At 66.9% G+C, this 21,008-nt stretch carries 21 protein-coding genes and 1 pseudogene; 8 read left to right on the top strand and 14 right to left on the bottom strand.

Annotated elements, in window-relative coordinates:
- Positions 1 to 7: 7 nt before the first annotated feature.
- Positions 8 to 928 carry an ABC transporter permease gene (locus OXM58_18520; protein MDE0150356.1) on the top strand — a complete coding sequence of 307 codons (921 nt, stop codon included), beginning with the start codon at positions 8 to 10 and terminating at the stop codon, positions 926 to 928.
- A gap of 51 nt (positions 929 to 979) precedes the next feature.
- The gene (locus OXM58_18515) at positions 980 to 2,065 is read left to right on the top strand and encodes a BMP family ABC transporter substrate-binding protein (GenBank protein MDE0150355.1); all 1,086 of its coding nucleotides are present in this window, start codon (positions 980 to 982) and stop codon (positions 2,063 to 2,065) included.
- 57 nt (positions 2,066 to 2,122) lie between these two features.
- Here OXM58_18515 and OXM58_18510 read toward each other — a convergent pair whose 3' ends face one another.
- The 5 genes from OXM58_18510 to OXM58_18490 all read right to left on the bottom strand — a co-directional run bounded on the left by OXM58_18510 (position 2,123) and on the right by OXM58_18490 (position 5,425).
- A complete protein-coding gene (locus OXM58_18510; protein ID MDE0150354.1) occupies positions 2,123 to 2,629 on the bottom strand; it encodes an RES family NAD+ phosphorylase in 507 nt (168 codons plus the stop codon).
- Positions 2,626 to 2,976, bottom strand: a complete 351-nt coding sequence (locus OXM58_18505) for an MbcA/ParS/Xre antitoxin family protein (GenBank protein MDE0150353.1) — start codon at positions 2,974 to 2,976, stop codon at positions 2,626 to 2,628. The genes OXM58_18510 and OXM58_18505 overlap by 4 nt, the downstream gene beginning before the upstream one ends.
- Before the next feature lie 99 nt (positions 2,977 to 3,075).
- Positions 3,076 to 3,708, bottom strand: a complete 633-nt coding sequence (locus tag OXM58_18500) for a glutathione S-transferase family protein (GenBank protein ID MDE0150352.1) — start codon at positions 3,706 to 3,708, stop codon at positions 3,076 to 3,078.
- Positions 3,709 to 3,722: 14 nt separating this feature from the next.
- On the bottom strand, positions 3,723 to 4,487 hold the full coding sequence (locus OXM58_18495) for an SDR family NAD(P)-dependent oxidoreductase (protein ID MDE0150351.1): 765 nt from the start codon (positions 4,485 to 4,487) through the stop codon (positions 3,723 to 3,725).
- Between the two features lie 77 nt (positions 4,488 to 4,564).
- Positions 4,565 to 5,425, bottom strand: coding sequence for a formate dehydrogenase accessory sulfurtransferase FdhD (locus tag OXM58_18490; GenBank protein MDE0150350.1), 861 nt, complete (start codon positions 5,423 to 5,425; stop codon positions 4,565 to 4,567).
- A gap of 213 nt (positions 5,426 to 5,638) precedes the next feature.
- Here OXM58_18490 and moaA point away from each other — a divergent pair, with 213 nt between their 5' ends.
- The 4 genes and pseudogenes from moaA to OXM58_18470 all read left to right on the top strand — a co-directional run bounded on the left by moaA (position 5,639) and on the right by OXM58_18470 (position 8,464).
- On the top strand, positions 5,639 to 6,697 hold the full coding sequence (gene moaA, locus OXM58_18485; GenBank protein MDE0150349.1) for a GTP 3',8-cyclase MoaA: 1,059 nt from the start codon (positions 5,639 to 5,641) through the stop codon (positions 6,695 to 6,697).
- A gap of 4 nt (positions 6,698 to 6,701) precedes the next feature.
- Positions 6,702 to 6,917, top strand: a complete 216-nt coding sequence (locus tag OXM58_18480; protein ID MDE0150348.1) for a hypothetical protein — start codon at positions 6,702 to 6,704, stop codon at positions 6,915 to 6,917.
- Positions 6,918 to 6,944: 27 nt separating this feature from the next.
- A pseudogene (locus tag OXM58_18475) lies at positions 6,945 to 7,232 on the top strand (GNAT family N-acetyltransferase).
- An 8-nt stretch (positions 7,233 to 7,240) separates the two neighbouring features.
- Entirely contained in the window at positions 7,241 to 8,464 is a 1,224-nt protein-coding gene (locus tag OXM58_18470) for a cytochrome P450 (protein ID MDE0150347.1), read from the top strand.
- 43 nt (positions 8,465 to 8,507) lie between these two features.
- Here OXM58_18470 and OXM58_18465 read toward each other — a convergent pair whose 3' ends face one another.
- Entirely contained in the window at positions 8,508 to 9,371 is an 864-nt protein-coding gene (locus tag OXM58_18465) for a MaoC/PaaZ C-terminal domain-containing protein (GenBank protein ID MDE0150346.1), read from the bottom strand.
- A 10-nt stretch (positions 9,372 to 9,381) separates the two neighbouring features.
- Positions 9,382 to 10,302, bottom strand: coding sequence for an SDR family oxidoreductase (locus OXM58_18460; GenBank protein ID MDE0150345.1), 921 nt, complete (start codon positions 10,300 to 10,302; stop codon positions 9,382 to 9,384).
- Between the two features lie 125 nt (positions 10,303 to 10,427).
- On the opposite strand from OXM58_18460, the gene OXM58_18455 reads away from it, so the two are divergent.
- A complete protein-coding gene (locus tag OXM58_18455) occupies positions 10,428 to 11,525 on the top strand; it encodes an aryl-sulfate sulfotransferase (protein MDE0150344.1) in 1,098 nt (365 codons plus the stop codon).
- Positions 11,526 to 11,744: 219 nt separating this feature from the next.
- Here the strand turns inward: OXM58_18455 and OXM58_18450 are convergent, their stop codons facing one another.
- Complete coding sequence (locus OXM58_18450; GenBank protein ID MDE0150343.1) at positions 11,745 to 12,656, bottom strand: LysR substrate-binding domain-containing protein; 912 nt, start codon at positions 12,654 to 12,656, stop codon at positions 11,745 to 11,747.
- A 103-nt stretch (positions 12,657 to 12,759) separates the two neighbouring features.
- Between OXM58_18450 and OXM58_18445 the strand changes: the two genes are divergently transcribed.
- On the top strand, positions 12,760 to 13,965 hold the full coding sequence (locus OXM58_18445) for a YbfB/YjiJ family MFS transporter (GenBank protein MDE0150342.1): 1,206 nt from the start codon (positions 12,760 to 12,762) through the stop codon (positions 13,963 to 13,965).
- A gap of 127 nt (positions 13,966 to 14,092) precedes the next feature.
- On the opposite strand, the gene ispH is transcribed toward OXM58_18445, so the two are convergent.
- From ispH to OXM58_18415, 6 genes are all read right to left on the bottom strand, one after another.
- Positions 14,093 to 15,019, bottom strand: coding sequence for a 4-hydroxy-3-methylbut-2-enyl diphosphate reductase (gene ispH, locus OXM58_18440; protein ID MDE0150341.1), 927 nt, complete (start codon positions 15,017 to 15,019; stop codon positions 14,093 to 14,095).
- Between the two features lie 147 nt (positions 15,020 to 15,166).
- Positions 15,167 to 16,051: a TauD/TfdA family dioxygenase gene (locus OXM58_18435; GenBank protein ID MDE0150340.1), complete on the bottom strand. Its 885-nt coding sequence runs from the start codon at positions 16,049 to 16,051 to the stop codon at positions 15,167 to 15,169.
- Between the two features lie 1,030 nt (positions 16,052 to 17,081).
- Positions 17,082 to 18,770 carry a urocanate hydratase gene (locus OXM58_18430; protein ID MDE0150339.1) on the bottom strand — a complete coding sequence of 563 codons (1,689 nt, stop codon included), beginning with the start codon at positions 18,768 to 18,770 and terminating at the stop codon, positions 17,082 to 17,084.
- Positions 18,767 to 19,546, bottom strand: coding sequence for a histidine utilization repressor (gene hutC, locus OXM58_18425; GenBank protein ID MDE0150338.1), 780 nt, complete (start codon positions 19,544 to 19,546; stop codon positions 18,767 to 18,769). The genes OXM58_18430 and hutC overlap by 4 nt, the downstream gene beginning before the upstream one ends.
- Positions 19,543 to 20,250, bottom strand: coding sequence for an ABC transporter ATP-binding protein (locus OXM58_18420; GenBank protein MDE0150337.1), 708 nt, complete (start codon positions 20,248 to 20,250; stop codon positions 19,543 to 19,545). Before OXM58_18420 ends, hutC begins: the two co-directional genes overlap by 4 nt.
- A complete protein-coding gene (locus OXM58_18415; protein MDE0150336.1) occupies positions 20,237 to 21,004 on the bottom strand; it encodes an ATP-binding cassette domain-containing protein in 768 nt (255 codons plus the stop codon). The genes OXM58_18420 and OXM58_18415 overlap by 14 nt, the downstream gene beginning before the upstream one ends.
- Positions 21,005 to 21,008 lie beyond the last annotated feature (4 nt).

Genomic DNA, 21,008 nt, shown 5'->3' with positions numbered 1-21,008 from the left:
GGGTGGCATGGAACTGGTCGTCAACATCCTGCTCGGCATTATCATCGCGGCGACGCCGCTGGTGTTCGCCGCGATCGGCGAACTGGTGGTCGAGAAGTCCGGCGTGTTGAACCTCGGCGTCGAGGGCATGATGATCGTCGGCGCGATTGCCGGGTTCTCGGTGACGATCGAAAGCGGAAACTACCTTGCCGGCGTGGTCGCCGCGCTCGCCGCCGGCGCGATGATGGCGCTGCTGTTCGGTTTCCTCACCCAGACCCTGTTCGCCAACCAGGTCGCGACCGGGCTGGCGCTCACCATGTTCGGCCTCGGCCTCGCCGCCCTGTGGGGGCAGGATTATTCGGGCAAGGCCGCCGGCAATTTCCCGCGGCTCGACCTGCCGGTGCTGAGCGACCTGCCGCTGATCGGCAAGCTGCTGTTCGGCCAGGATTATCTCGTCTACCTCTCGATCCTGCTTGTCGTCGGCGTCTCCTGGTTTTTCCGTAAGACGCGCGGCGGGCTGATTATCCGCGCGATCGGGGAAAACCACGACGCCGCCCACGCCATCGGCTATCCGGTGGTGTTCTACCGTTATCTCGCCCTGCTGTTCGGCGGCGCCTGCGCAGGTCTGGGCGGGGCCTATCTGTCTGTGGTACAAACGCCGTTCTGGGCGGAGGGGATGACCGCCGGGCGTGGCTGGATCGCGCTGGCGCTTGTCGTCTTCGCCGCATGGCGACCGGGCCGGGCCCTGCTCGGCGCGTATCTGTTCGGCGGGATCACGATTCTGCAGCTGCACAGCCAGGGGTTCGGGGTCGAGGTGGAAGCGCAGTATCTATCGATGCTCCCCTATCTGGCGACCATCGCGGTCCTCGTGATCATTTCCAGCGACCGGCTGAAGGTGAAGTTGAATGCACCGGCCTGTCTGACCCAGCCCTTCCGCGCGGCGACCTGAGCCGCCGATCCGCAACCTCAAACGTTTCAACCAGATAAAGGGAGGCTCCCGATGAGGTATCAATCGTTCACCAGGCTCGCCGTGGCCGCTTTGGCTGCCGCTGCGTTCGTTGCAGCGCCGGCCGCCGTCCAGGCCAAGAAAATGAAGGTCGGTTTCGTCTATGTCGGCCCGATCGGCGATCACGGCTGGAGCTACCAGCACCATCAGGGCCTGCTGGCGGTGAAAAAGGCCTTCGGCGACAAGGTGGAAACCACCCATGTCGAGAACGTGCCCGAGGGCCCGGACGCCGAGCGCGTGACCCGCCAACTCGCCCAGCAGGGCCACAGTATCATCTTCACGACCTCCTTCGGTTTCATGAACCCGACGATCAAGGTCGCCAAACAGTTCCCGAAGGTCAAATTCGAACACTGTTCCGGCTTCAAGCGGGCGAAGAATGTCGCGACCTACAACATCCGCTACTACGAAGGCCGCTACGTCAACGGCGTGATCGCCGGCAAGATGACCAAGTCGAACACGATCGGCTACATCGCCTCCTTCCCGATTCCGGAAGTCGTGAGGGGTATCAACGCCGCCTACCTCGGTGCAAAGTCGGTCAACCCGAACGTCAAGTTCAAGATCGTCTGGGTCAGCACTTGGTTCGATCCCGGCAAGGAAGCCGACGCCGCCAAGGCGCTGGCCGACCAGGGCGCCGACGTGATCTTCCAGCACACGGATTCGCCGGCCGCCATGAAGCTGGCCGAACAGCGCGGCATCAGCGCCATCGGCCAGGCCTCGAACATGAAGGCCTTCGGGCCCAAGGCCCAGCTGGCTGCCGCGGTCAACAACTGGGGCCCGTACGTTGTCGCGCGGGTCAAGGCGGTGATGGACGGCACCTGGAAGTCGACCGACACCTGGGGCGGCATCGGGGCCGGCATGCTGAACATCGCCAGCGTGAACGAGCGTATTCCGGCCGACGTCCGGAAGCAGGCCGAGAAAGTCCGGGCCGACATCGCCAGCGGCAAGTTCCATCCCTTCACCGGACCGCTGAACAAACAGGACGGCAAGCCGTTCCTGAAAGCGGGTGAGAAAGCGTCTGACGGCTTGCTCGCCGGCATGAATTTCTACGTCCAGGGCGTCGAGGGCTCGTTGCCGAAATAAGCGCCCCGCTCCCGAGCGACACGAGAAGGGCCCGGCTCACCGCCGGGCCCTTTTTTCTCAGGAGAGAAGGCGTTTCTCGTCGTCGATCAGCGACAGCCGGTCGCTTCCGCCAGTATTCCAACGCCAGAGCACCGCATTGAGGTGATCGGGCGTCGTGCCCGGCGCGAAACTGCGAACGAGCAGGCCGACATAGCCGTCTTCGGCAAGCTGCACTGCGAACTCCTGAGTCGGCACTTTTTCCCCGTCGGCCATCTTGCGCCGCCAGTCCGGATCGGCCAAGGCGTCGGCTGTCATCGACCACCCAGCCAGGGCGGCTCCATCGAGCGTATCGAATATCGGAGAGATATCGGCGTCGTAGGCCAGCAGCAGCGTGGGCTGGAGGTGTCCGACCTGATTCGCTTCGCGGATCGCCGTCTCGGGCGAAAGGGCGGTATAGAGGGCTGCCGTTCCCTTCCGGTTGAACCGCCCGCCATACAATTCCGCCCCGCGGCCCGACAGCGGCTCGCCGGCGAAAACGGGGTTGAGTGCGCGATACAGGAGGCCGCGGTGGCGGTATTCCGTCACGCGTAGACGCCGGCGTCGACGGCGTCGATATAGTCGAGAACCCGGTCCGCCTGGCCGGCGCGGACGAGTTGCATGGCCGTCTGACCGCCGAAACCGGCCAGCGGTTCGGAACGGAACCAGGCGTAGGCGATTAGCGCCGATCCGAAGCGCGGCTCGACCTTGTTGACGATTTCGACCATCTCGCGGAGGCGCCGCTGGGTCCTGGCCGAGGGAATCCGATCTTTACGCTGGACGGCATCCCGGCCGAGACCGACGGTACGTGCCAGTTCGTCGCTCGTGGTGCGCAGCGCTACCGCGATTTTCCTGGGCGCGAACAAACCGTTTTCCGCATATTGCGCGAGTGCCATGACATTTCCGATTTGCTGCAAATTCTAACGGAGAATAGCGTCATATTATGTGGAAAACAAGCAATTTTCCCGTATGAATTGTAAACGATCCGGCCTCGGTCACCACTTCAGAACCGCCTGCGCAGCCGGCCGCTCCCGGTAGCGGGCGTCCCAGGCGCGCAGGTTCGGGCGGTCGCCGAGCAGGTCGGCGTCGATGAAACGGAGGAACTGGAGCGCAGCCTGCATCGTGCAGTCGGCGATGGCGGCGCGTGCTCCGGTCAGCAATGGGCGCCCGTCCTCCAGCGACGTTTCGAGATAATCGAGAGGAGCTTGAAGGCCCTTTTCGATTGCCGCAGCCGCCTCCGGATCCGGCGGCAGCCCGAGCGGCGATTTGGCTGCGTGGACATAGTTCGACATCGGCGCGGCGATGCGCAGATCGACGACGCGTTCCATTTCGCGGGACCGCGCGCGGCGTTCGACATCCCGCTCGCGCAGCGCACCGTCGGGAAACCGGTCTTCCAGATATTCGATAATGGCAAGCGATTCGATCAGGTGCGAGCCGTCCTCGCGCTCCAGCACCGGCAGGGTGCCGAACGGGTTGCGCGCCAGATGCTCGGGCTCCTTGTGGCGGCCCTTGAGCGTGTTCACCATAACCTGCTCGATCGGCAACTCCGCGCCCGCCGCAGCGCGCTCGGCGATGTAGAGCATGACCTTGGTCGGGTTGGGCGCCAGCGGCACCATATACAGTTTCATCGCCGTGCCCCTCGCTAATGGTTCCACCAGGGCAGCGCCGAGAACGGCCGGAGGTCGATTTCGTGCGTCCAGGCGGACCGGTGCTGCTGCGACAGGTGATAGTAGGTCTCGGCGACTTCGGCCGGCAGCAGCAGCCCGTCGTGTTCCATGCCGCGGGTTTCGCGCAGCTTCTGAAACGCTTCGGGGCCGAGCATCCGCCCCAGCGTATCGGGCGCATCGACCGCGCCGTCGATCACGATATGCGCGACGTGAATGCCCTTGGGGCCGAACTCGGCGTTGAGCGACTGGCAGAGCATGCGCCGGCCGCCCATCGCCGCCGCATGGCTGTGCTGGCCCTTGTTGCCGCGCACGGAGGCTGTGGCCGACGTCGCGAGAAGCGTGCCGGAGCCCCGGTCCGCCATCAGGGGACAGACGGCGCGCGCGGTGCGGAACAGGCCGAAGGTGGCGAGGCGCCAGCCCATCTCGAAGGCCTTCTCGCTGGTGTCGGCGAGCGAACGGTCGCCGATCTGGGCGCCCAGATTGTAGATCGCGACCTGGATCGGGCCGATGTCGGCCTCGACGGCGGCAATACGCTCCTCGATGCTGCCGGGTTCCACGGCGTTCAGCAGGAAGCCCGAGGCGCTGCCGCCCTCGCTCTCGATGGTGTCGACCAGTTTTTCCAAGCCCACCGCATCGCTGCGGCGGCACAGAACGGAATGGTATCCGGCGCGGGCAAAGCGGATGCCGACGTTGCCGCCGATGCCCGCGCCGGCGCCGATAATGAGGCAAACCGGTTTCATCTGGAATTCCGATCCTCAATCGTTTCAAGCAAATCGAGAGCGGATGCTGCGCCCGGACAATCCGGCCGCCAATGCGCTCAATCGTCCGAATCGAAGACGATCCGCTCCTGGCCCGAAAGCGCCACGAAGCGTTTGCCGCGGGCCCGGCCGATCAGGGTGAGACCGGCCTCGCGGGCGAGGTCGACGCCCCAGGCCGAGAAGCCGGAGCGCGAAACCAGGATGGGGATGCGCATCTGGACGCATTTGATAACCATCTCGCTGGTCAGCCGGCCGGTCGTATAGAAAATCTTGTCGTCGGGTTCGATGCCGTGCAGCGCCATGTAGCCGGCGATCTTGTCGACCGCGTTGTGGCGCCCGACATCCTCCATGTAGAGCAGCACCCGGTCCTCGCGGCACAATACGCAGCCGTGGATCGCGCCGGCGGCGAGATAGAGGCTGGGCGTGGTGTTGATCGCCTTCATCAGGGTGTAGAGCCAGGACGTCCGGATGCGCGCGCTCCGCGACAGCGCGATGCCTTCGAAATTCTCCATCAGGTCGCCGAACACGGTGCCCTGGGCGCAGCCCGAGGTCCGGACCTTCTTCTGCAGCTTTTCCTCGTAGTCGGTTTCCCGTTCGGTCCGGACCACGACGGCGCCGAGATCCGCGTCATGCTCGATGGCGACGATACGGTCGTCGTCACGCAGCATGTGCTGGTTCTTCAGGTAGCCGACCGCCAGCCAGTCCGGCCGGTCGCCGATCGTCATTACGGTGACGATTTCCTGCCGGTTCAGGAACAGGGTGAGCGGGCGCTCCACCGCGACCCGCGTTTCGACCGGCGTACCGGTCTCGTCGATGCCGGCAACGGCCTCCGAGAGCGCGGGATCGCCCGGGTCCGGCAGGACGATGCGGCCCGTGTCTCCGGCCGCTTCGGCCGGCCTGGCCGGTGCGGGGCGGTTCATGGCTGCGCGCGGTGTTCGGGCGTCATGGCGCAAACATGCGCACCCGGCGCGCGGCAGGCAAGCCGGGCGGGCAATCCGACCGGCCCGGGGCACGGTTGCAAAACCTTGCGCAGCATCCGTCCCGCGGTTGCCGCGCGCGGCCGGACGGTCTACATCGCAATCGGGTATCCCGACCGCTGCCCCTTACCGCTGCCCCGACTGCCACCAAGGCCGATGCCGGACGACGTTCGCACCCTTCCCCAGTCCGCGCCGCTGATCGACCCGTTCGCCCGGGCGATCACCTATCTGCGCGTCTCGGTCACCGACCGGTGCGATTTCCGCTGCGTCTACTGCATGGCCGAAGACATGACCTTCCTGCCGAAATCGGAGGTCCTGTCGATCGAGGAGCTGGAGCGGCTGTGCCGGGCGTTCGTGCGCCTCGGCGTGCGCAAATTGCGCCTGACCGGCGGCGAGCCGCTGGTCCGCCGCGGGGTCATGACGCTGATCGAGCGGCTCGGCACGCTGCTGGATCCGGACGGTCGCAACGGGGGCGCGCTCGACGAACTGACGCTCACGACCAACGGCAGCCAGTTGGCCAAACACAGCGAGGCGCTGGTGCGCGCCGGGGTGCGCCGGGTCAATGTCTCGCTCGATACGCTGGATCCGGAGAAGTTCACCGCGATCACGCGCTGGGGCAGGCTGGAGAAGGTGCTGGAGGGGCTGGCCGCAGCGAAGGCCGCGGGCCTCGCCGTCAAGATCAACACGGTTGCGCTCAAGGGGGTGAACGAAGACGAACTGCACCGGCTCGTCGAATGGGCGGGAGACGAGGGCTTCGACCTCACCTTCATCGAGGTCATGCCGCTGGGCGAGATCGGCGCCGATGTCGGCACCGCCAACCGGGTCGACCAGTTCTTCCCGCTCTCGATGGTGCGCGCGCGGCTGAAGGAACGCTGGACGCTGGACGAGAGCGACTATGCCACCGGCGGCCCGGCGCGCTACTGGACGGTCCGCGAGACCGGCCGGCGGCTCGGCTTTATCACGCCGCTGACCCATAATTTCTGCGAATCCTGCAACCGGGTCCGGCTGACCTGCACCGGCACGCTCTATATGTGCCTGGGGCAGGAGGACGCCGCCGACCTGCGCGCGCCGTTGCGGGCGAGCGGCGGCGACGATCTGCTGGACGCCGCGATCCGCGAGGCGATAACCCGCAAGCCCAGGGGCCACGATTTCGTCATCGACCGCCGCCGCACCGCCCCGGCCGTCAGCCGCCATATGAGCGTGACCGGCGGTTAGTCCGATGATCGCGGTCGACGCGATGCAGGACGGCGACTGGCCGGAGGTCCGGGCCATCTATCGCGCGGGGCTGAAGACCGGCATTGCCGCCTTCATGAAGAACCCGCCGAGCTGGAAGGCCTGGAACAAGGGCCACCTGCGCGTTGGCAGGCTCGTCGCCCGGGACGGCGACGGCCGCACGGTCGGCTGGGCGGCGCTCATGCCGGCGCCCGACACATGAGGCGCGGCCGGGGTCGCTGAGGTCAGCGTCTATGTCAGCGAAAACGCGCAACGAGCGGGCGCGGGAACCGCCCTGCTGGAAGGCCTGATCGAGGCCTCCGAATCGGACGGCTACTGGACCCTGCAGGCGCAGATCATGGCCGAGAACCTGCCCAGCATCGCGCTGCACCGGAAATGCGGCTTCCGCGAAGTCGGCTACCGGGAGCGTTACGGCCATCTCGATGGCGTGTGGCACGACGTCGTGCTGTTCGAGCGCCGCAGCCCGCGCGCCGGCGGGCCGGGCCTGCCGACGAAGACCTGCGACGCGGCGGGATGACCGCTGCCATGCCCGATCGCGCCGCTGCGCAATCCTTCGATCTCAGCGCCATCGGCCAGGATTTCCTGGACGATCCGTTTCCGATGTACCGGGCGCTGCGCGCGCACGATCCGGTCCACCGCAACCCGGACGGCACCTGGCTGCTGACCCGCTATGAAGACGTGGTGCAGTCGTTCAAGCATCCGGCGATGAGTTCGGACAAGAAGGTCGATTTCAAGCCGAGGTTCGGCGACGGGCCGCTCTACACCCATCACACCACCAGCCTGGTCTTCAACGACCCGCCGATCCACACCCGGGTGCGCCGGCTACTGGCGGCGGCCTTCACGCCGCGCAAGATCGGCGAGCTGGAGCCGCTGATCCACGAGGTGATCGACGACCTGCTGGAGCGCGTGGCGGCGCAGGGCCGTTTCGACGTGATCGGGGATTACGCGCTCGCCCTGCCGACGGCGATCATCTCCTTCATGCTCGGCATCCCGGAAGAGCACCGCCACCGGCTGCACAATTTCTCCACGCTGATCCTCGGTGCGCTCGACCCGGTGGTGTCGCCGGAGAAGATGCAGGCCGGCCACGACGCGGTCGGGGAATTCGGCGCCATGCTGGAGGCGCTGATCGCCGACCGGCGGATCGAGCCCGCATCGGGCGCCCAGGGCGAAGTATTGGCAGCGCTGATATTCGGCGAGGTTGACGGCGAGAAGCTGTCGCCGGTCGAACTGGTGCAGAACTGCATCTTCCTGCTCAACGCCGGCCACGAAACGACTGCCAACCTCGTCGGCAACTGCATCGACATGCTGCTCGACAATCCCGGCGAGATGCAGCGGCTGCGCGACGATCCGGACCTGATCTCAACAACGGTCGAGGAAGCGCTGCGCTACCAGAGCCCGCTGCAGATCGGCAACCGCAAGGCGATGGAGGATGTCGAGTTCGGACCGCTCGGCCGGCGTATCGCCCTGCCGGCCGGCACCTTCATCCACTGCGGCGTCGCCGCCGCCAACCGCGATCCCGAGGTCTTCGACGATCCGGAAAATGTCGATATCGGCCGCAATCCCAACCCGCAGATCGCCTTCGGCACCGGCAAGCATGTCTGCATGGGCAACACGCTGGGCCGGATTGAGGGCCGGGTCGCGATCGGCAAGCTGGTCTCGCGCTTCCCCGACTTGCGGCGCGACGGGCCGAGCCGCTTCCACGGCCGCGCCCGCTTCCGCGGTCTCGCCACCCTGCCGGTCGCTGTGTGAGCCGGACAGAGGCACACGTCGCGGCGGCGCTCGAAACTGTCCGTCAGGCGGCGATCTCCGCCCGGCCGTTGTTCAGCACCACCGCATCCCTTTCCGCAACCCGGGCCCGGAAGGAGACGATATTGCCGTCGCGCCACATCTCCGTGCGGATCGTCTCGCCCGGATAGACCGGCGCCGAGAAGCGCAGCGCCATCGACCGGATGCGTTCCGGGTCGTAGCCGCAGCAAGACTTGAGGATGGCGTGGCCGGCCACGCCCCAGCTGCACAGGCCGTGCAGGATCGGCCGGTCGAAGCCGGCGGCACGTGCGACCGACGGGCTGGCGTGCAGCGGGTTGGGATCGCCGGACAGGCGGTAGATCAGGGCGCTGTTGGGCGCCGTCGCCAGGTCGCAGACCAGGTCCGGCGCGCGGTCCGGCACCGGATGGGGCGGCGGCGCGGTCTCCGTAGTGCCGCCGCAGCCGCCGTCGCCGCGCGCAAAGGTCGTCGAACGCAGGGTCGCAAGGTCGTCGCCGCTTTCCACGTCCCGCACCGTCCGCTCGACGAACAGCAGCGCGCCCTTGTCCGGGCCCTTGTCGACGATATCGGTGACCTTCGCCGTCGCCGCCACCGTCGCCGCGGCCGGCAGCGGCCTGTGGATCTCCATCGCCTGCTCGCCGTGCAGGATGCGCACCCAGTCGATTCCCGCGTCCGGGTGGCGCGCCCAGAAGCCGGGCGGCGACAGCACCGCCGCCATCGACGGCAGCGTCAGCAGTTCCGGCTCCTCGAACACGAAGCGCAGCTGGTCCTCGTCCAGCGGATCGATACCCAGCCCGCAGCCCAGCGCGTAGAGGATCGTATCCCGCTCCGTATAGGTCTGCTCGACCGGCTCGAACGGCCAGTTGAGGATTTTCTGCGGGTCGAGAACCATCGCCGGGCCTCTACACCGGGTCCCAGCTGAACACGTCGGCGGTGCGCTCGAGCGGATAGAAATGCGCCTGCATCGCCGGGAAGGCGTGGTCCAGCACCGCCTCGGCGGTCCAGCCCTCGCCGCGCTGGACCGAGCGCAGGGGCCGCGACTGGCTCATCAGGAAAATCTCGTTGTTGCGCACGGCGATCACCTGGCCGGTGACGTCCTTCGCCCGGTCGGACGCGAGCGCCACGGCAACCGGCGCAATCTTGGCCGGGACCATCTGTTTGATCTTCGCCACCCGGGCCTGCTGTTCGGCCGTATCGGTCGGGATTGTGCCGATCAGCCGGCTCCAGGCAAAGGGCGAGATACAGTTGGAGCGGACGTTGAAGCGGCGCATGTCGAGCGCCACCGATTTCGAGAGACCGACGATGCCGAGCTTGGCCGCCGCATAGTTGGCCTGCCCGAAATTTCCGACCAGGCCGGTTGTCGACGTCATGTGGACCATCGCGCCGCTTTCCTGGCCGCGGAACACGGTGGCGGCGGCCCGGGCGACGTTGAAGCTGCCCTTGAGATGCACGGAGATGACGCTGTCCCAGTCGTCCTCCGTCATCTTGTGGAAGATGGCGTCGCGCAGGATGCCGGCGTTGTTGACCACGATGTCGAGCCCGCCGAGCTCCTCGTAGGCCTGGTCGACCATTCCCTGCGCCGCGGCGAAACTGGCGACGCTGTCCGTGTTGGCGGCGGCCCGGCCGCCGACAGCCTCGATCTCCCGGACGACTTCCATCGCCGGCGAGCCGGAGGCGCCTTCGCCGGTTGCCGATCCGCCCAGATCGTTGACCAGGACCGCGGCGCCCTGTGCCGCCATTTGCAGTGCGATGTCGCGCCCGACGCCGCGCCCGGCGCCCGTGACCAGTGCCACCTTTCCGTCCAGCAACCCGTTTCCAGCCATCGTTCCCTCTTCTTCCGGCGCTTAACTGCGATACGCCGCCGGGTAAACCGCTTGATTATCGTTTGCAAGAGCATTACCCGGCGAGCACAGCCCGAACCGGACCCGGCCGAGCAGGAGAGAATTCCATGCCGCCTTCCTTCGACCAGCAGGTCGTCCGCCGGACCATGCGCACCGGCGTCACCGGCCACAACCGGGACAAGGCCGAACAGGGCTATGTGCTCTACACGCCGCTCGGCGGGCCGGGCCGCACCCTGCTGATCGACATGGACGGCGAGACCGTCCACGAATGGACCCACGACCGGCGGCCCGGCCTCTACGGCGACCTGCTGCCCAACAGCAACCTGCTCTACGGCGCCAAGATCGAGGATGCGACCTGGGACATCTTCACCTTGTGGAAGGCGTTCAAGGGCGGCGAAATCCGCGAGGTCGAGCCGGACGGCACTGTCCTGTGGCGCCATGTCGACCCGATGCACCACCACGACCAGCGCCGCACCGAAGCCGGCACGACGCTTTACCTGTCGCTGGAAAAGATGCCGGACGAGCTGGAGAAGCGCATCCACGGCGGCCACCCGCCGCCCGACGGCAAGGGCATGTATGCCGACATGATTATCGAGGTCGATGCCGCCGGCGCGGAAATCTGGCGCTGGCGCGCGATCGAGCATCTCGACCCGGAGCTGGAGCGCCTGTCGGACAGCGAGCCGCGCTGGGAATGGACTCATGGCAACACCGTGGCCCCGCTCGGCGACGACCGCGTGGTGTTCTCGATGCGCGCGACCTCGACCATCGGCATTATCGACAAGGCGAGCGGCAGGGTGATCTGGCGCTACCGGGTGCCCCAGATGGGCGGCCAGCACGATCCGCGGCCGCTGCCCAACGGCAACCTGCTGGTCTACGACAACGGCACCCAGCGGCGCTGGATGGGCACGCTGCCGTACAGCCGGGTGTTCGAGATCGACCCGCGGACCGACGAGATCGTCTGGGAATACGTCGATACGCCGCCGTTCAACTTCTACAGCCAGCAGATTTCCGGCGCGGTCCGGCTGCCCGGCGGCAACACGCTGATCTGCGAGGGCGTGCGCGGCCGCATCTTCCAGGTGACGCCCGAGGGCGAGACCGTATGGGAATTCATCAACCCGGTCTTCGGCGAAACCGTGATGGGCTTCGACGTCAACATGGTCTTCCGCGCGTTCTTCTACACGCGGGACGAACTGCCGTTCCTGTAGAGCGAGCCCCGCTGCGGCGTGCAGGGCCCAGAGTTCCCCGACCCTTCTCCCCGTCATATCGACCGGAACGGTCCGCAGGACCGTGGCGCGGAGATATCTTCCCCGCCGAGCGCTGGACCCGAAGCACGTCAGCGGACGGATTTCTCCGCAACGCCCCGACTCTCCGTTTTCGCTCCGGCCGGCAGCGACGATCGGCGGCGGTCGCTGACGCGGCCAATACTAGGGCTCTGCGGTGTCATTCTTAACGAGAGGAAGACGGCCCGGATCATGTTCCGGTAGCAGATCGAGCAGCGCATCGAAATTGACCGAGCGATAGTCGTCGCGCCAGGCGACCAGGGTGGTGATGCGGGAAAACCTGCCGGGCAGGGGATAGCACCGAATGGCGCCCGTCAGCGAGACCGTATCGAGCACGGACTGCGGCACCACAGCGTATCCGGCGCCGGCCGCCACGCAGGACAGGATGCCGAGGTAGGAGCCGACCGACAGGATGTTCCCCGGCACGATGCCGGCTTCAAGGATCCAGTCCTCCAGATAGCGCCGGTAGGCGCAGCCCGCTTCGAAGGCGACGATCGTTTTTCCGCTGATCTCGCTCGGCTGATCGAGCGGCGGGAGGGAAGGCGGCGCGACCAGAACCAGGCTCTCCTCGAACACGCCGCGGGTCCGCAGCCGGTCGAACGCGACCGGCTCGGCGACGAACGCGACCTCGATGTCGTGATTGAGCAGACGCCGGGTCAGCCCGCGTGCGACGTCGGTCTCGATCTCGATCCGGACCTCCGGGTAGAGCGCGTGGTAGCGCGACAGGATTGCCGGCAGCCGCGCCGCCGCGGTGCTTTCCATCGTGCCGATGCGAAAAACACCCCGCGGGACGCCCTTCTTCATCGCCTCGGACGCCTCGGTCGAAAGTTGAAGCAACCGGTCGGCATAGGCGAGCAGGACTTCGCCGTCCGGCGTCAGCGTGAGGCCACGGTTGTGGCGTAGGAACAGCGCCTTGCCGAGATGCTCTTCAAGCTGCTTGATCCGTGTCGAGACGTTGGACTGCACCCGGTTCAGCTTCTGCGCGGCGCACGACACGCTGCCTTCGTGCGCGACGGTGCGGAAGATTTCCAGCGCGCGGAGATCAAAGTCCGCCATTGCTATCACGAATTATGAAATTCATATTCTTTATAATTCATTATTTTAGATAGAAGACAAGCCCTATCGTCACCGGCAACGCCCTCGGCACAGCCGGTTCGAGATGCCAGCGAAAGACCCGACGCTCCGTATTGCCCTCATCGGTTTCGCCGGGCTGGCGGTCGCGATCGGGATCGGCCGGTTCGCGTTCACGCCGCTTCTCCCCATGATGCTGGCGGACGGGGTCGTAACGATCCCCGGCGGCGGCCTGCTCACCACGGCCCACTTCGTCGGATATCTGATGGGCGCGCTGACCGCCGCCCGCGTCCCTATGTCTCCGCGCGCGCTGCTGCCGGCGTCGCTCATCGCGATCGGCCTCGCGACGCTAGCGATGGGGCTTACCGGGGAGTTCTGGCTCTGGCTGGCGCTTCGCTGGATCGCCGGCGTCGCCAGCGCCTGGGTCCTTGTTCTGGTCGGGACCCATTGCGTCAATGCGCTGGCAGAGCAAGGTCGGCCCGATCGTCAGGGATGGGTGTTTTCCGGCGTCGGCGCGGGGGTCGCGCTGGCCGGTTTGGGCTGTTTCGCGATGATGGCTTTTAGTGTGGCCAATGAGGCCGCCTGGCTTGTCTTCGGCGCCGTGGCGCTCCTGATCGCGGCTGCGCTTTGGACAAAGCTCGGCCCCGAGGTTCCCGCGGCGCGGCCGTCGCGGAGCGCGCCCGTCGCCGAACGGACGCCGATCGCCTGGACCGTCGTCGTGGTTTACGGCGCGGCCGGGCTCGGCTACATCGTGCCCGGCACATATCTGCCTGCAATGGCGCGGGAGATCGTGCCTTCGCCGTTGATCTTCGGCTGGGGATGGCCGGTTTTCGGTGCCGCCGCTTTCCTCTCGACCCTAGCCTCGGCGGCGTTGCACCGGCGTTTCTCCAACCGGAGGATATGGAGTGTCAGCCAGGTGGTCATGGGCGCCGGACTGCCGTTGCCCGTTCTGTTTCCCCACATTCTCTCGATCGTCGCCGCCGGGCTGTGCGTGGGCGGCACCTTCATGGTCATTACCATGGCCGGGCTCCGGGAGGCGCACCGTATCGCGGGCTCGACCGATGCCGTGCGCCACGTCGTAGCGATGACGGCGGCGTTCGCAACCGGCCAGACGATTGGGCCGGTTTTCGCCGGCGCGCTCTACGACGCGACGGCGAGCTTCGCTCCGTCGCTGATCGCCACTTCGATCTTCCTGATCGCGACCGCCGCACTCTTGGAACAATCCAATCCCTTGACGTGTTTCTTCAGGAAGGGTCGGGCAGCGACGATACGAAACACGAACCGCGGGATGTAAATTGACCGAGCGGGAGCCAATATCGTGGCAGTTGTTCGCTTTCGACGGCGGTCGAGCCCACGGGCCGGCAATCCGCCGGCCCGTCCGAACGCAGAGCGCCGGTATCGCGGCGTACCAAAGAACGGCCTCAGGCCGCGCGCAGCTGCTCCGGCAGCTTGAAGCGGATGTGCTCTTCGATGCCGTCCATGATGGACAGCTCGACCGGGGCGATCTCGCGCAGCCGGTCGATCACCTCGTCGACCAGACGCTCCGGGGTCGAGGCGCCGGCGGTCACGCCGACCGCCGCCACGCTGCCGAACCAGTCCGGATCGACAGCATCGACCTCCTCGACAAGGTAACTGGGCGTGCCCTCTTCGCCGCCGAGCTCGCGCAGCCGGTTCGAGTTTGAGCTGTTCTGCGCCCCGACGACCAGGATCAGATCGACCGTCTCCGACAATTTCCGCACGGCCGCCTGCCGGTTCTGGGTGGCGTAGCAGATGTCCTTGACGTCAGGACCGGCGATGCCCGGGAACCGGGCCTTGAGCGCCTCGATGACCTCGCGGGTGTCGTCGACGGAAAGCGTCGTCTGCGTCACATAGGCCAGCTTGTCGGGATTGGCCGGAGAGAGCGTTTCGACATCGCCGGTATCCTGCACCAGATGCACGATACCCGGAATCCGGCCCATCGTGCCGACGACTTCCGGATGGCCTTCGTGGCCGATCAGGACGACCTCGAAGCCCTTTTCGGCATAGCGCTGGCCTTCCTTGTGCACCTTGGCGACCAGCGGGCAGGTCGCATCGAGCACCGGCAGGGACCGGTCGGAGGCGGTATCCTCGACCGACTGGGCGACGCCGTGGGCGCTGAAAACGGTGATCGCGCCGTCGGGGATTTCGTCCAGCTCCTCCACGAACCGGGCGCCCTTGACGGTGAGTTCCTGCACGACCCGCTTGTTGTGCACGATCTCGTGGCGCACATAGACCGGCGGCCCGTAACGATCCAGCGCCTTCTCCACAATTTCGATCGCGCGTTCGACACCGGCGCAAAAGCCGCGCGGCTGGGCGAGGATGACTCTCATCGCGAACTCCGTGCCTATATCCAGCAGGTAGCCCCGGATACCCGCATCGTCAACCGGCGCGCGCGTCGTGAGCGCGTTGAGCGGGATTGCGCGCGGGATCCCGATCGCCGACCCGAGGCGCGCGGCTCAGCACCAGATAAACCGGCGCTACGCCGCCGGCGCGACCTCCGGCGCACCGTCCAGCGTCTCGCCTTCCAGCGTGATCCTGTGCATCAGCCGGCGGTGGCCGTGATAGTCGTTGAGCGCATAGTGCCAGGTCGCCCGGTTGTCCCAGAAGGCGACCGAGCCCGGCTCCCAGCGGAAGCGGTAGGTGTGCTCCGGCTTGACGACATGGGCGTAGAGAAAGTCGAGCAGCGGCTTGCTCTCGGCGTCGGTCCAGCCGTCGAAGCGCAGCGTAAATCCCGGATTGACGTAAAGCGCGGGCCGGCCGCTGATCGGATGACGGATGACGACCGGATGCACCGAATCCTGCGTCGCCAGTTCGGCGTTGCCGAAGTGCTCGGCCTGGATCTCCGCGTTCCTTGCGCCTGCCTCCTTGCCGAAGGTATGGCGGCTGGAATGCACGGCGCGCAGGCCGGACAGCATTGTCTTCATGCCGCCGGAAAGCGTCTCCCAGGCGGCTGAAGCGCCGGCGAACAGGGTATCGCCGCCGAAGGGCGGAATCTCGACCGCGACCAGGATCGAGCCGAGTGCCGGCGCCTCGTCATAGCTGTGGTCGGCGTGCCAGCCGCCGCCGATATTGTGTTTCTGGTCCGGCTCTTTCAGCACGGTCGCGACCTCGGGATGGGTGTCGGTCGGCTTGAAGAAGCGGTTGATGTTGATCGCGCCGATCTTGCGGGCGAAGGCGATGTGAGCGTCGGGATCGAGGTTCTGATCGCGGAAGAACAGCACGCCGTGGCGCCCCAGCGTCGCCCGGATCGCCGCCGCCTCCCCGGCGCCGATCGTCCGCAGGTCGATATCGTTGACAAACGCCCCGACCCCGCCGCCGGACGGGGAAATATCGAGGCCGGTCAGGTCCATCGAATCGGGCATGGCGATCTTCCTTCCGCAGCGCCGGGAGTGTTGCGGCACGGGTTCCAGCTGTCAAGAAACGGCAGGCTCGGATTTGGCAGTCGGGTGCGAACCGGCTCTCGGCGGCAAAGCGGTTTGAGGCAACCGGTATTCCTTCAATCCGGCCCCCCTTCTCAGGTATCTCTCCCGAGGAGTCCTTTGTGAAACGCCGTCCGGAAATAATTTACAGCGGGCAACGCAATCCTGCGTGCCCTTCCATCCTTGCCGCCCTGCACCCCCGCACGGCGGGCTCCGCAGGGCCGGCCTTTCAAAATTATTTCCTTTTTTACGATAATTTGCCTTGACACGGTCGATCCGATGCCCTATATCGGCCCCGTCAACGCCCGAAGTGCGCCTGCAGCGGCCGGCCGACGCCCCTCCCGAAAAGAAGCAAACGAAGAAACAGGCGGAGGACCGTGCGGGACCGTTCCGCCCTCCCCGTCATTTCGACCGGAGCGGCGTAGCCGCGCAGTGGAGAAATCTTTCCGGAACAGTGCTTTGGACCGGGCTCCGCAGGCGAAAGATTTCTCCGCTCCGCCCCGGATGAATCCGGGGCTTCGGTCGAAATGACGGACAGGGGATTGGCGCCGGTCGACACTGAAATTCAAACTGACTCTCGACCCGTGCGCCATTGGGCTTGACGGCCGGACCCCATTCGTTTCGACCCTCCGGTTCGACCCTCCGATTCCGCCGGGCCGTGCTGGCCCGATCCTGCCCGGCGATGCCGCCCCCGGTGTCGACCGGCGCTCCCGCCCGGCCGGGAGACTGGAAAATTTCCTATCTGGATTTTTTTTGCGCGCCTCCGGAAAGCGTGTTTCCAACGATTCCAAAGGGTTAGGACTGGCGGAGTGCAAAAAAACACGATGTATAGACCGGTCTGTCTATTTCATAAATCAAGCAATTTCAAAGACTTGGCAGACTCGATTTTAAACAATCATTTAAAAACGAGCGACCCGGCGGCCGGCAAGCCTGAACTCCTCCCAGGAGCCTGGCCTGCGACGGATGCAAAGATTCACCCCTCCAGAAACGGCAAATTCAGCCCGTGCTCGCGGGCGCAGGCGATGGCGTCGTCGTAGCCGGCGTCGGCGTGGCGCATGACGCCGCTGGCCGGATCGTTCCACAGCACCCGCCCGATGCGCGCCGCGGCCGCCTCCGTGCCGTCGCACACGATCACCATGCCGGCATGCTGGGAAAAGCCGATGCCGACGCCGCCGCCATGATGCAGGCTGACCCAGGTCGCGCCCGAGGCCGTGTTGAGCATCGCGTTGAGCATCGGCCAGTCGGACACCGCGTCCGAGCCGTCGATCATGCCTTCGGTCTCGCGGTTCGGGCTGGCAACCGAGCCGCTGTCCAGATGGTCCCGGCCGATCACCACCGGCGCCGACAGCTCGCCCGTCGCGACCATCTCGTTGAAGGCGAGGCCGAGCCGGTGCCGGTCGCCCAGGCCGACCCAGCAGATGCGCGAGGGCAGACCCTGAAAGCGGATGCGCTTGCGCGCCATGTCGAGCCAGTTGTGGAGGTGCGGATTGTCCGGCATCAACTCCTTCACCCTGGCGTCGGTGCGGTAAATGTCCTCCGGATCGCCGGAGAGCGCCGCCCAGCGGAACGGCCCGACGCCGCGGCAGAACAGCGGCCGGATATAGGCCGGCACGAAGCCGGGAAAGTCGAAGGCGTTCTCGACGCCCATTTCCTGCGCCATCTGGCGGATGTTGTTACCGTAATCGAGGGTCGGCACGCCCTGCGCCCAGAAGTCCAGCATGGCGCGGACCTGCACGGCCATCGATTCCTTCGCCGCCCTCATGGTGCTCGCCGGGTCGCGCTCGCGCCGCTCTTCCCATTCGGCAAGGGTCCAGCCGGCCGGCAGGTAGCCGTTCAGCGGATCGTGGGCGCTGGTCTGGTCGGTCACCGCGTCCGGCCGCACGCCGCGCCGGACCAGTTCCGGGTAGATCTCCGCGGCGTTGCCGAGCAGGCCGACCGAGATTGCCTTCTTGCGCGCGCAGGCGTCCCGGACGATCGCCAGCGCCTCGTCCAGGTCGGTCGTCTGCCGGTCGAGATAGCCGGTCTTCAGGCGCATCTCGATCCGGCTCGGCTGGCACTCGACCGAGAGCAGCGACGCCCCGGCCATGGTCGCCGCCATCGGCTGGGCGCCGCCCATGCCGCCCAGTCCGCCGGTCAGGATCCAGCGGCCCGAGAGATCCCCGCCGTAATGCTGCCGGCCGACCTCGACGAAGGTTTCGTAGGTGCCCTGGACGATGCCCTGGCTGCCGATATAGATCCACGAGCCCGCCGTCATCTGGCCGAACATCATCAGGCCGAGCCGGTCGAGCTCGTTGAATTTCTCCAGCGTCGCCCAATGGGGAACGATGTTGGAATTGGCGATCAGAACCCGCGGCGCGTCGGCGTGGGTGCGGAAGACGCCGACCGGCTTGCCCGACTGGACCAGCAGGGTTTCGTCGTCTTCCAGCGCCCGCAGCGCCGCCACCATCCGGTCGTAGCTCTCCCAGTTGCGCGCCGCCCGGCCGATCCCGCCGTAGACCACGAGTTCCTGCGGCTTCTCCGCGACCTGGGCGTCCAGATTGTTCATCAGCATGCGCATCGGCGCTTCGGTGAGCCAGCTCTTGCAGCTCAGTTCGTCGCCGTGCGGCGCGCGGATCTCGCGCGTGTTGTCGAGGCGGCTGGTCTCGGTCGGGCGGTCGCTCACGGCACGTGCTCCGGTTGGGGGGATCGCGGCAGGCCTTCGTCATGGGCGAAGCGTGTCGAAAGGTAGAAGCGGTCGCCCGGATGGGTCAGCCAGGCGCGCGAGGCGACCCGGCCGCCGGACCAGGTGCGCCGGTGCAGCAGCAGGCAGGGCTGATGCCGGCCGATCCCCAGTAGTTTCTGCTCCACCGGGCCGGGCAGGACAGCTTCCAGCCGGTGCTCGACCTCGCTCAGCGGCGCGGCGCGCATGAGATATTCGTTCGGCGTCTGGCGCGTCAGGTCGACGCCGAGATAGTCCGGCGCGGCGGCCGGGTTGACCCAGCGGTCCTCGAGCTGGAACGGCGCGCCGTCGAGCCGGTGGACCAGCCGGCTGTGGAACAGGTCGGCCTGCGGCGCCGTTTCCAGCTCTTCCGCGATTTCCGCCGCCGGCCGGGCGCGTTCGTGCAGGATCACGTCGCAGCCGTAGGCGCCGCGGCGGCGGATGACGTCGGCGATATTGCGGATTTCGAGCAGGTCGAGCCGGGCGCGCCGGTCGGCGACGAATGTCCCCTGCCCCTGGACCCGGTGCAGCCAGCCGTCGTCCTTGAGTTCGCGCAGGGCGCGGTGCACCGTCATCCGGCTGGCGCCGGACAGGCGGACCAGTTCGTTCTCCGACGGGATGCGGTGGTCGACCGGCCAGGCGCCGGTCAGGATCGAACGGCGGACATAGTCCTTGACCTGCTGATAGAGCGGCGTCGGGCCGGCCGCATCGAAGGCCGCTGCGGGCGCCTGACCGCTCATCCCGCCAGTCCCAGATAGGCTTCGACCAGGGCCGGATCCTCGCGCGCGGCTTCGGCGCTGCCGGTCCAGACCGCCTTGCCGGACTCGAGGACACACACGGCATCGGCGATATCGAACGCGCGCTGTGTGCTCTGCTCGACCAGCAGGATGGCGAGCCCGTCGTCGCGCAGCCGGTCGAGCGCCTCGTAGCACACGTCGATCACCGCCGGCATCAGGCCGAGGGAAACCTCGTCGATCATCAGGAGCTTCGGCTCCGCCATCAACGCGCGGCCGATCGCCAGCATCTGCTGCTCGCCGCCGGACATCGAACCGGCCAGTTGCTTCAGTCGCCCTTCCAGCCGCGGGAACAGCGCCATGACCCGCTCGACATTCTGCGCCTCGGCGCGGCGCGACCGGCTGTAGCCGCCGACGGTCAGGTTTTCCTGCACCGTCAGATCCGGGAACAGGCGGCGGCCTTCCGGCGCCAGCGCGATGCCCCGGCGGACCCGGGCCCGCGCCGGCTCGCCTGTGATGTCCGCGCCATCGAATAGTATCCGGCCGTCCATCGCGGCGACATGGCCGGCGACCGCCATCAGGGTCGAGGACTTGCCCGCGCCGTTGGCGCCGATCAGCGCCAGCACGCTGCCGTCCGGGACCTCCAGGCTGAGGTCGGTGACCGCCCGGAAGGGTCCGTAGCCGCAGGTCAGGCGGTCAAGCTGCAGCATGCTCATTCCCCGCCGCGCCGAGATAGGCGGCGCGCACCGCCGGATCGGCCATGACTTCCGCCGGGTCGCCGTCGCCGATCTTCCGGCCGTTGTCCAGCACCACGAGATGCCGGCAGACGCGCATGACTTCGCTCAGATTGTGTTCGATCAACACCACGGTCGTGCCCTGGCGGTTCAGGTCCACGACCGTTTCGGCCAACCGTGTGGCCTCGCTGGTATTGAGGCCGGCCAGCGGCTCGTCGAGCAGCAGCAGCTTCGGATCGAGGGCCAGGGCCCGAGCCACCTCCACCCGCTTGAGGGTGCCGAGCGGCAGTTCGGCCGGCAGGGAATCGGCGGCGTCGGCGACGCCGACCAGATCGAGCAGGTCGCGCGCCCGCTCGCGTTCCGCCTGGCGCGAGGCCGTAGCGAGCGCCTTGAGCGGGTCCGCCGTCTTGGCGTAGCCGGCGGCGAGCGCGACATTGTCGATCGCGGTCATCCCGGCGAACGGCCGGACGATCTGTTGCGACAGGCCGAGGCCGAGCCTGACCCGCCGATGGGTCGACAGGCGGGAAATCTCGGCGCCGTCGAGCACGATGCTGCCGGCCTGCGGCCGGACCATGCCGGTGATCGCGCGCATCATGGTGGTCTTGCCGGCACCGTTCGGGCCGATCAGGCCGAGCAGGGCGCCCTGCGGAACCTCGAATCCGACATCGGTGAGCGCGTCGACGCCGCCGAAACGCACCGAGACGCCGGTAATGGAGAGCAGGGCATCCATCGCC

This window comes from Rhodospirillaceae bacterium (genome assembly GCA_028819475.1).
Classification (GTDB): Bacteria; Pseudomonadota; Alphaproteobacteria; order Bin65; family Bin65; genus Bin65.
This window is presented reverse-complemented; position numbering and strand designations above follow the sequence as displayed.

Bases quoted from the DNA above. Each gene is read 5' to 3' on its own strand.
- OXM58_18490 (MDE0150350.1), bottom strand. From the start codon at position 5,425: ATGAACCGCCCCGCACCGGCCAGGCCGGCCGAAGCGGCCGGAGACACG.
- ispH (MDE0150341.1), bottom strand. From the start codon at position 15,019: ATGAGAGTCATCCTCGCCCAGCCGCGCGGCTTTTGCGCCGGTGTCGAA.
- OXM58_18460 (MDE0150345.1), bottom strand. From the start codon at position 10,302: ATGGCTGGAAACGGGTTGCTGGACGGAAAGGTGGCACTGGTCACGGGC.
- OXM58_18500 (MDE0150352.1), bottom strand. From the start codon at position 3,708: ATGAAACTGTATATGGTGCCGCTGGCGCCCAACCCGACCAAGGTCATG.
- OXM58_18450 (MDE0150343.1), bottom strand. From the start codon at position 12,656: ATGGCGGACTTTGATCTCCGCGCGCTGGAAATCTTCCGCACCGTCGCG.
- OXM58_18520 (MDE0150356.1), top strand. From the start codon at position 8: ATGGAACTGGTCGTCAACATCCTGCTCGGCATTATCATCGCGGCGACG.
- OXM58_18420 (MDE0150337.1), bottom strand. From the start codon at position 20,250: ATGCTGCAGCTTGACCGCCTGACCTGCGGCTACGGACCCTTCCGGGCG.
- OXM58_18495 (MDE0150351.1), bottom strand. From the start codon at position 4,487: ATGAAACCGGTTTGCCTCATTATCGGCGCCGGCGCGGGCATCGGCGGC.
- moaA (MDE0150349.1), top strand. From the start codon at position 5,639: ATGCCGGACGACGTTCGCACCCTTCCCCAGTCCGCGCCGCTGATCGAC.
- OXM58_18465 (MDE0150346.1), bottom strand. From the start codon at position 9,371: ATGGTTCTCGACCCGCAGAAAATCCTCAACTGGCCGTTCGAGCCGGTC.
- OXM58_18455 (MDE0150344.1), top strand. From the start codon at position 10,428: ATGCCGCCTTCCTTCGACCAGCAGGTCGTCCGCCGGACCATGCGCACC.
- OXM58_18415 (MDE0150336.1), bottom strand. From the start codon at position 21,004: ATGGATGCCCTGCTCTCCATTACCGGCGTCTCGGTGCGTTTCGGCGGC.
- OXM58_18470 (MDE0150347.1), top strand. From the start codon at position 7,241: ATGCCCGATCGCGCCGCTGCGCAATCCTTCGATCTCAGCGCCATCGGC.
- OXM58_18505 (MDE0150353.1), bottom strand. From the start codon at position 2,976: ATGGCACTCGCGCAATATGCGGAAAACGGTTTGTTCGCGCCCAGGAAA.
- OXM58_18515 (MDE0150355.1), top strand. From the start codon at position 980: ATGAGGTATCAATCGTTCACCAGGCTCGCCGTGGCCGCTTTGGCTGCC.
- OXM58_18480 (MDE0150348.1), top strand. From the start codon at position 6,702: ATGATCGCGGTCGACGCGATGCAGGACGGCGACTGGCCGGAGGTCCGG.
- OXM58_18435 (MDE0150340.1), bottom strand. From the start codon at position 16,051: ATGCCCGATTCGATGGACCTGACCGGCCTCGATATTTCCCCGTCCGGC.
- OXM58_18445 (MDE0150342.1), top strand. From the start codon at position 12,760: ATGCCAGCGAAAGACCCGACGCTCCGTATTGCCCTCATCGGTTTCGCC.
- hutC (MDE0150338.1), bottom strand. From the start codon at position 19,546: ATGAGCGGTCAGGCGCCCGCAGCGGCCTTCGATGCGGCCGGCCCGACG.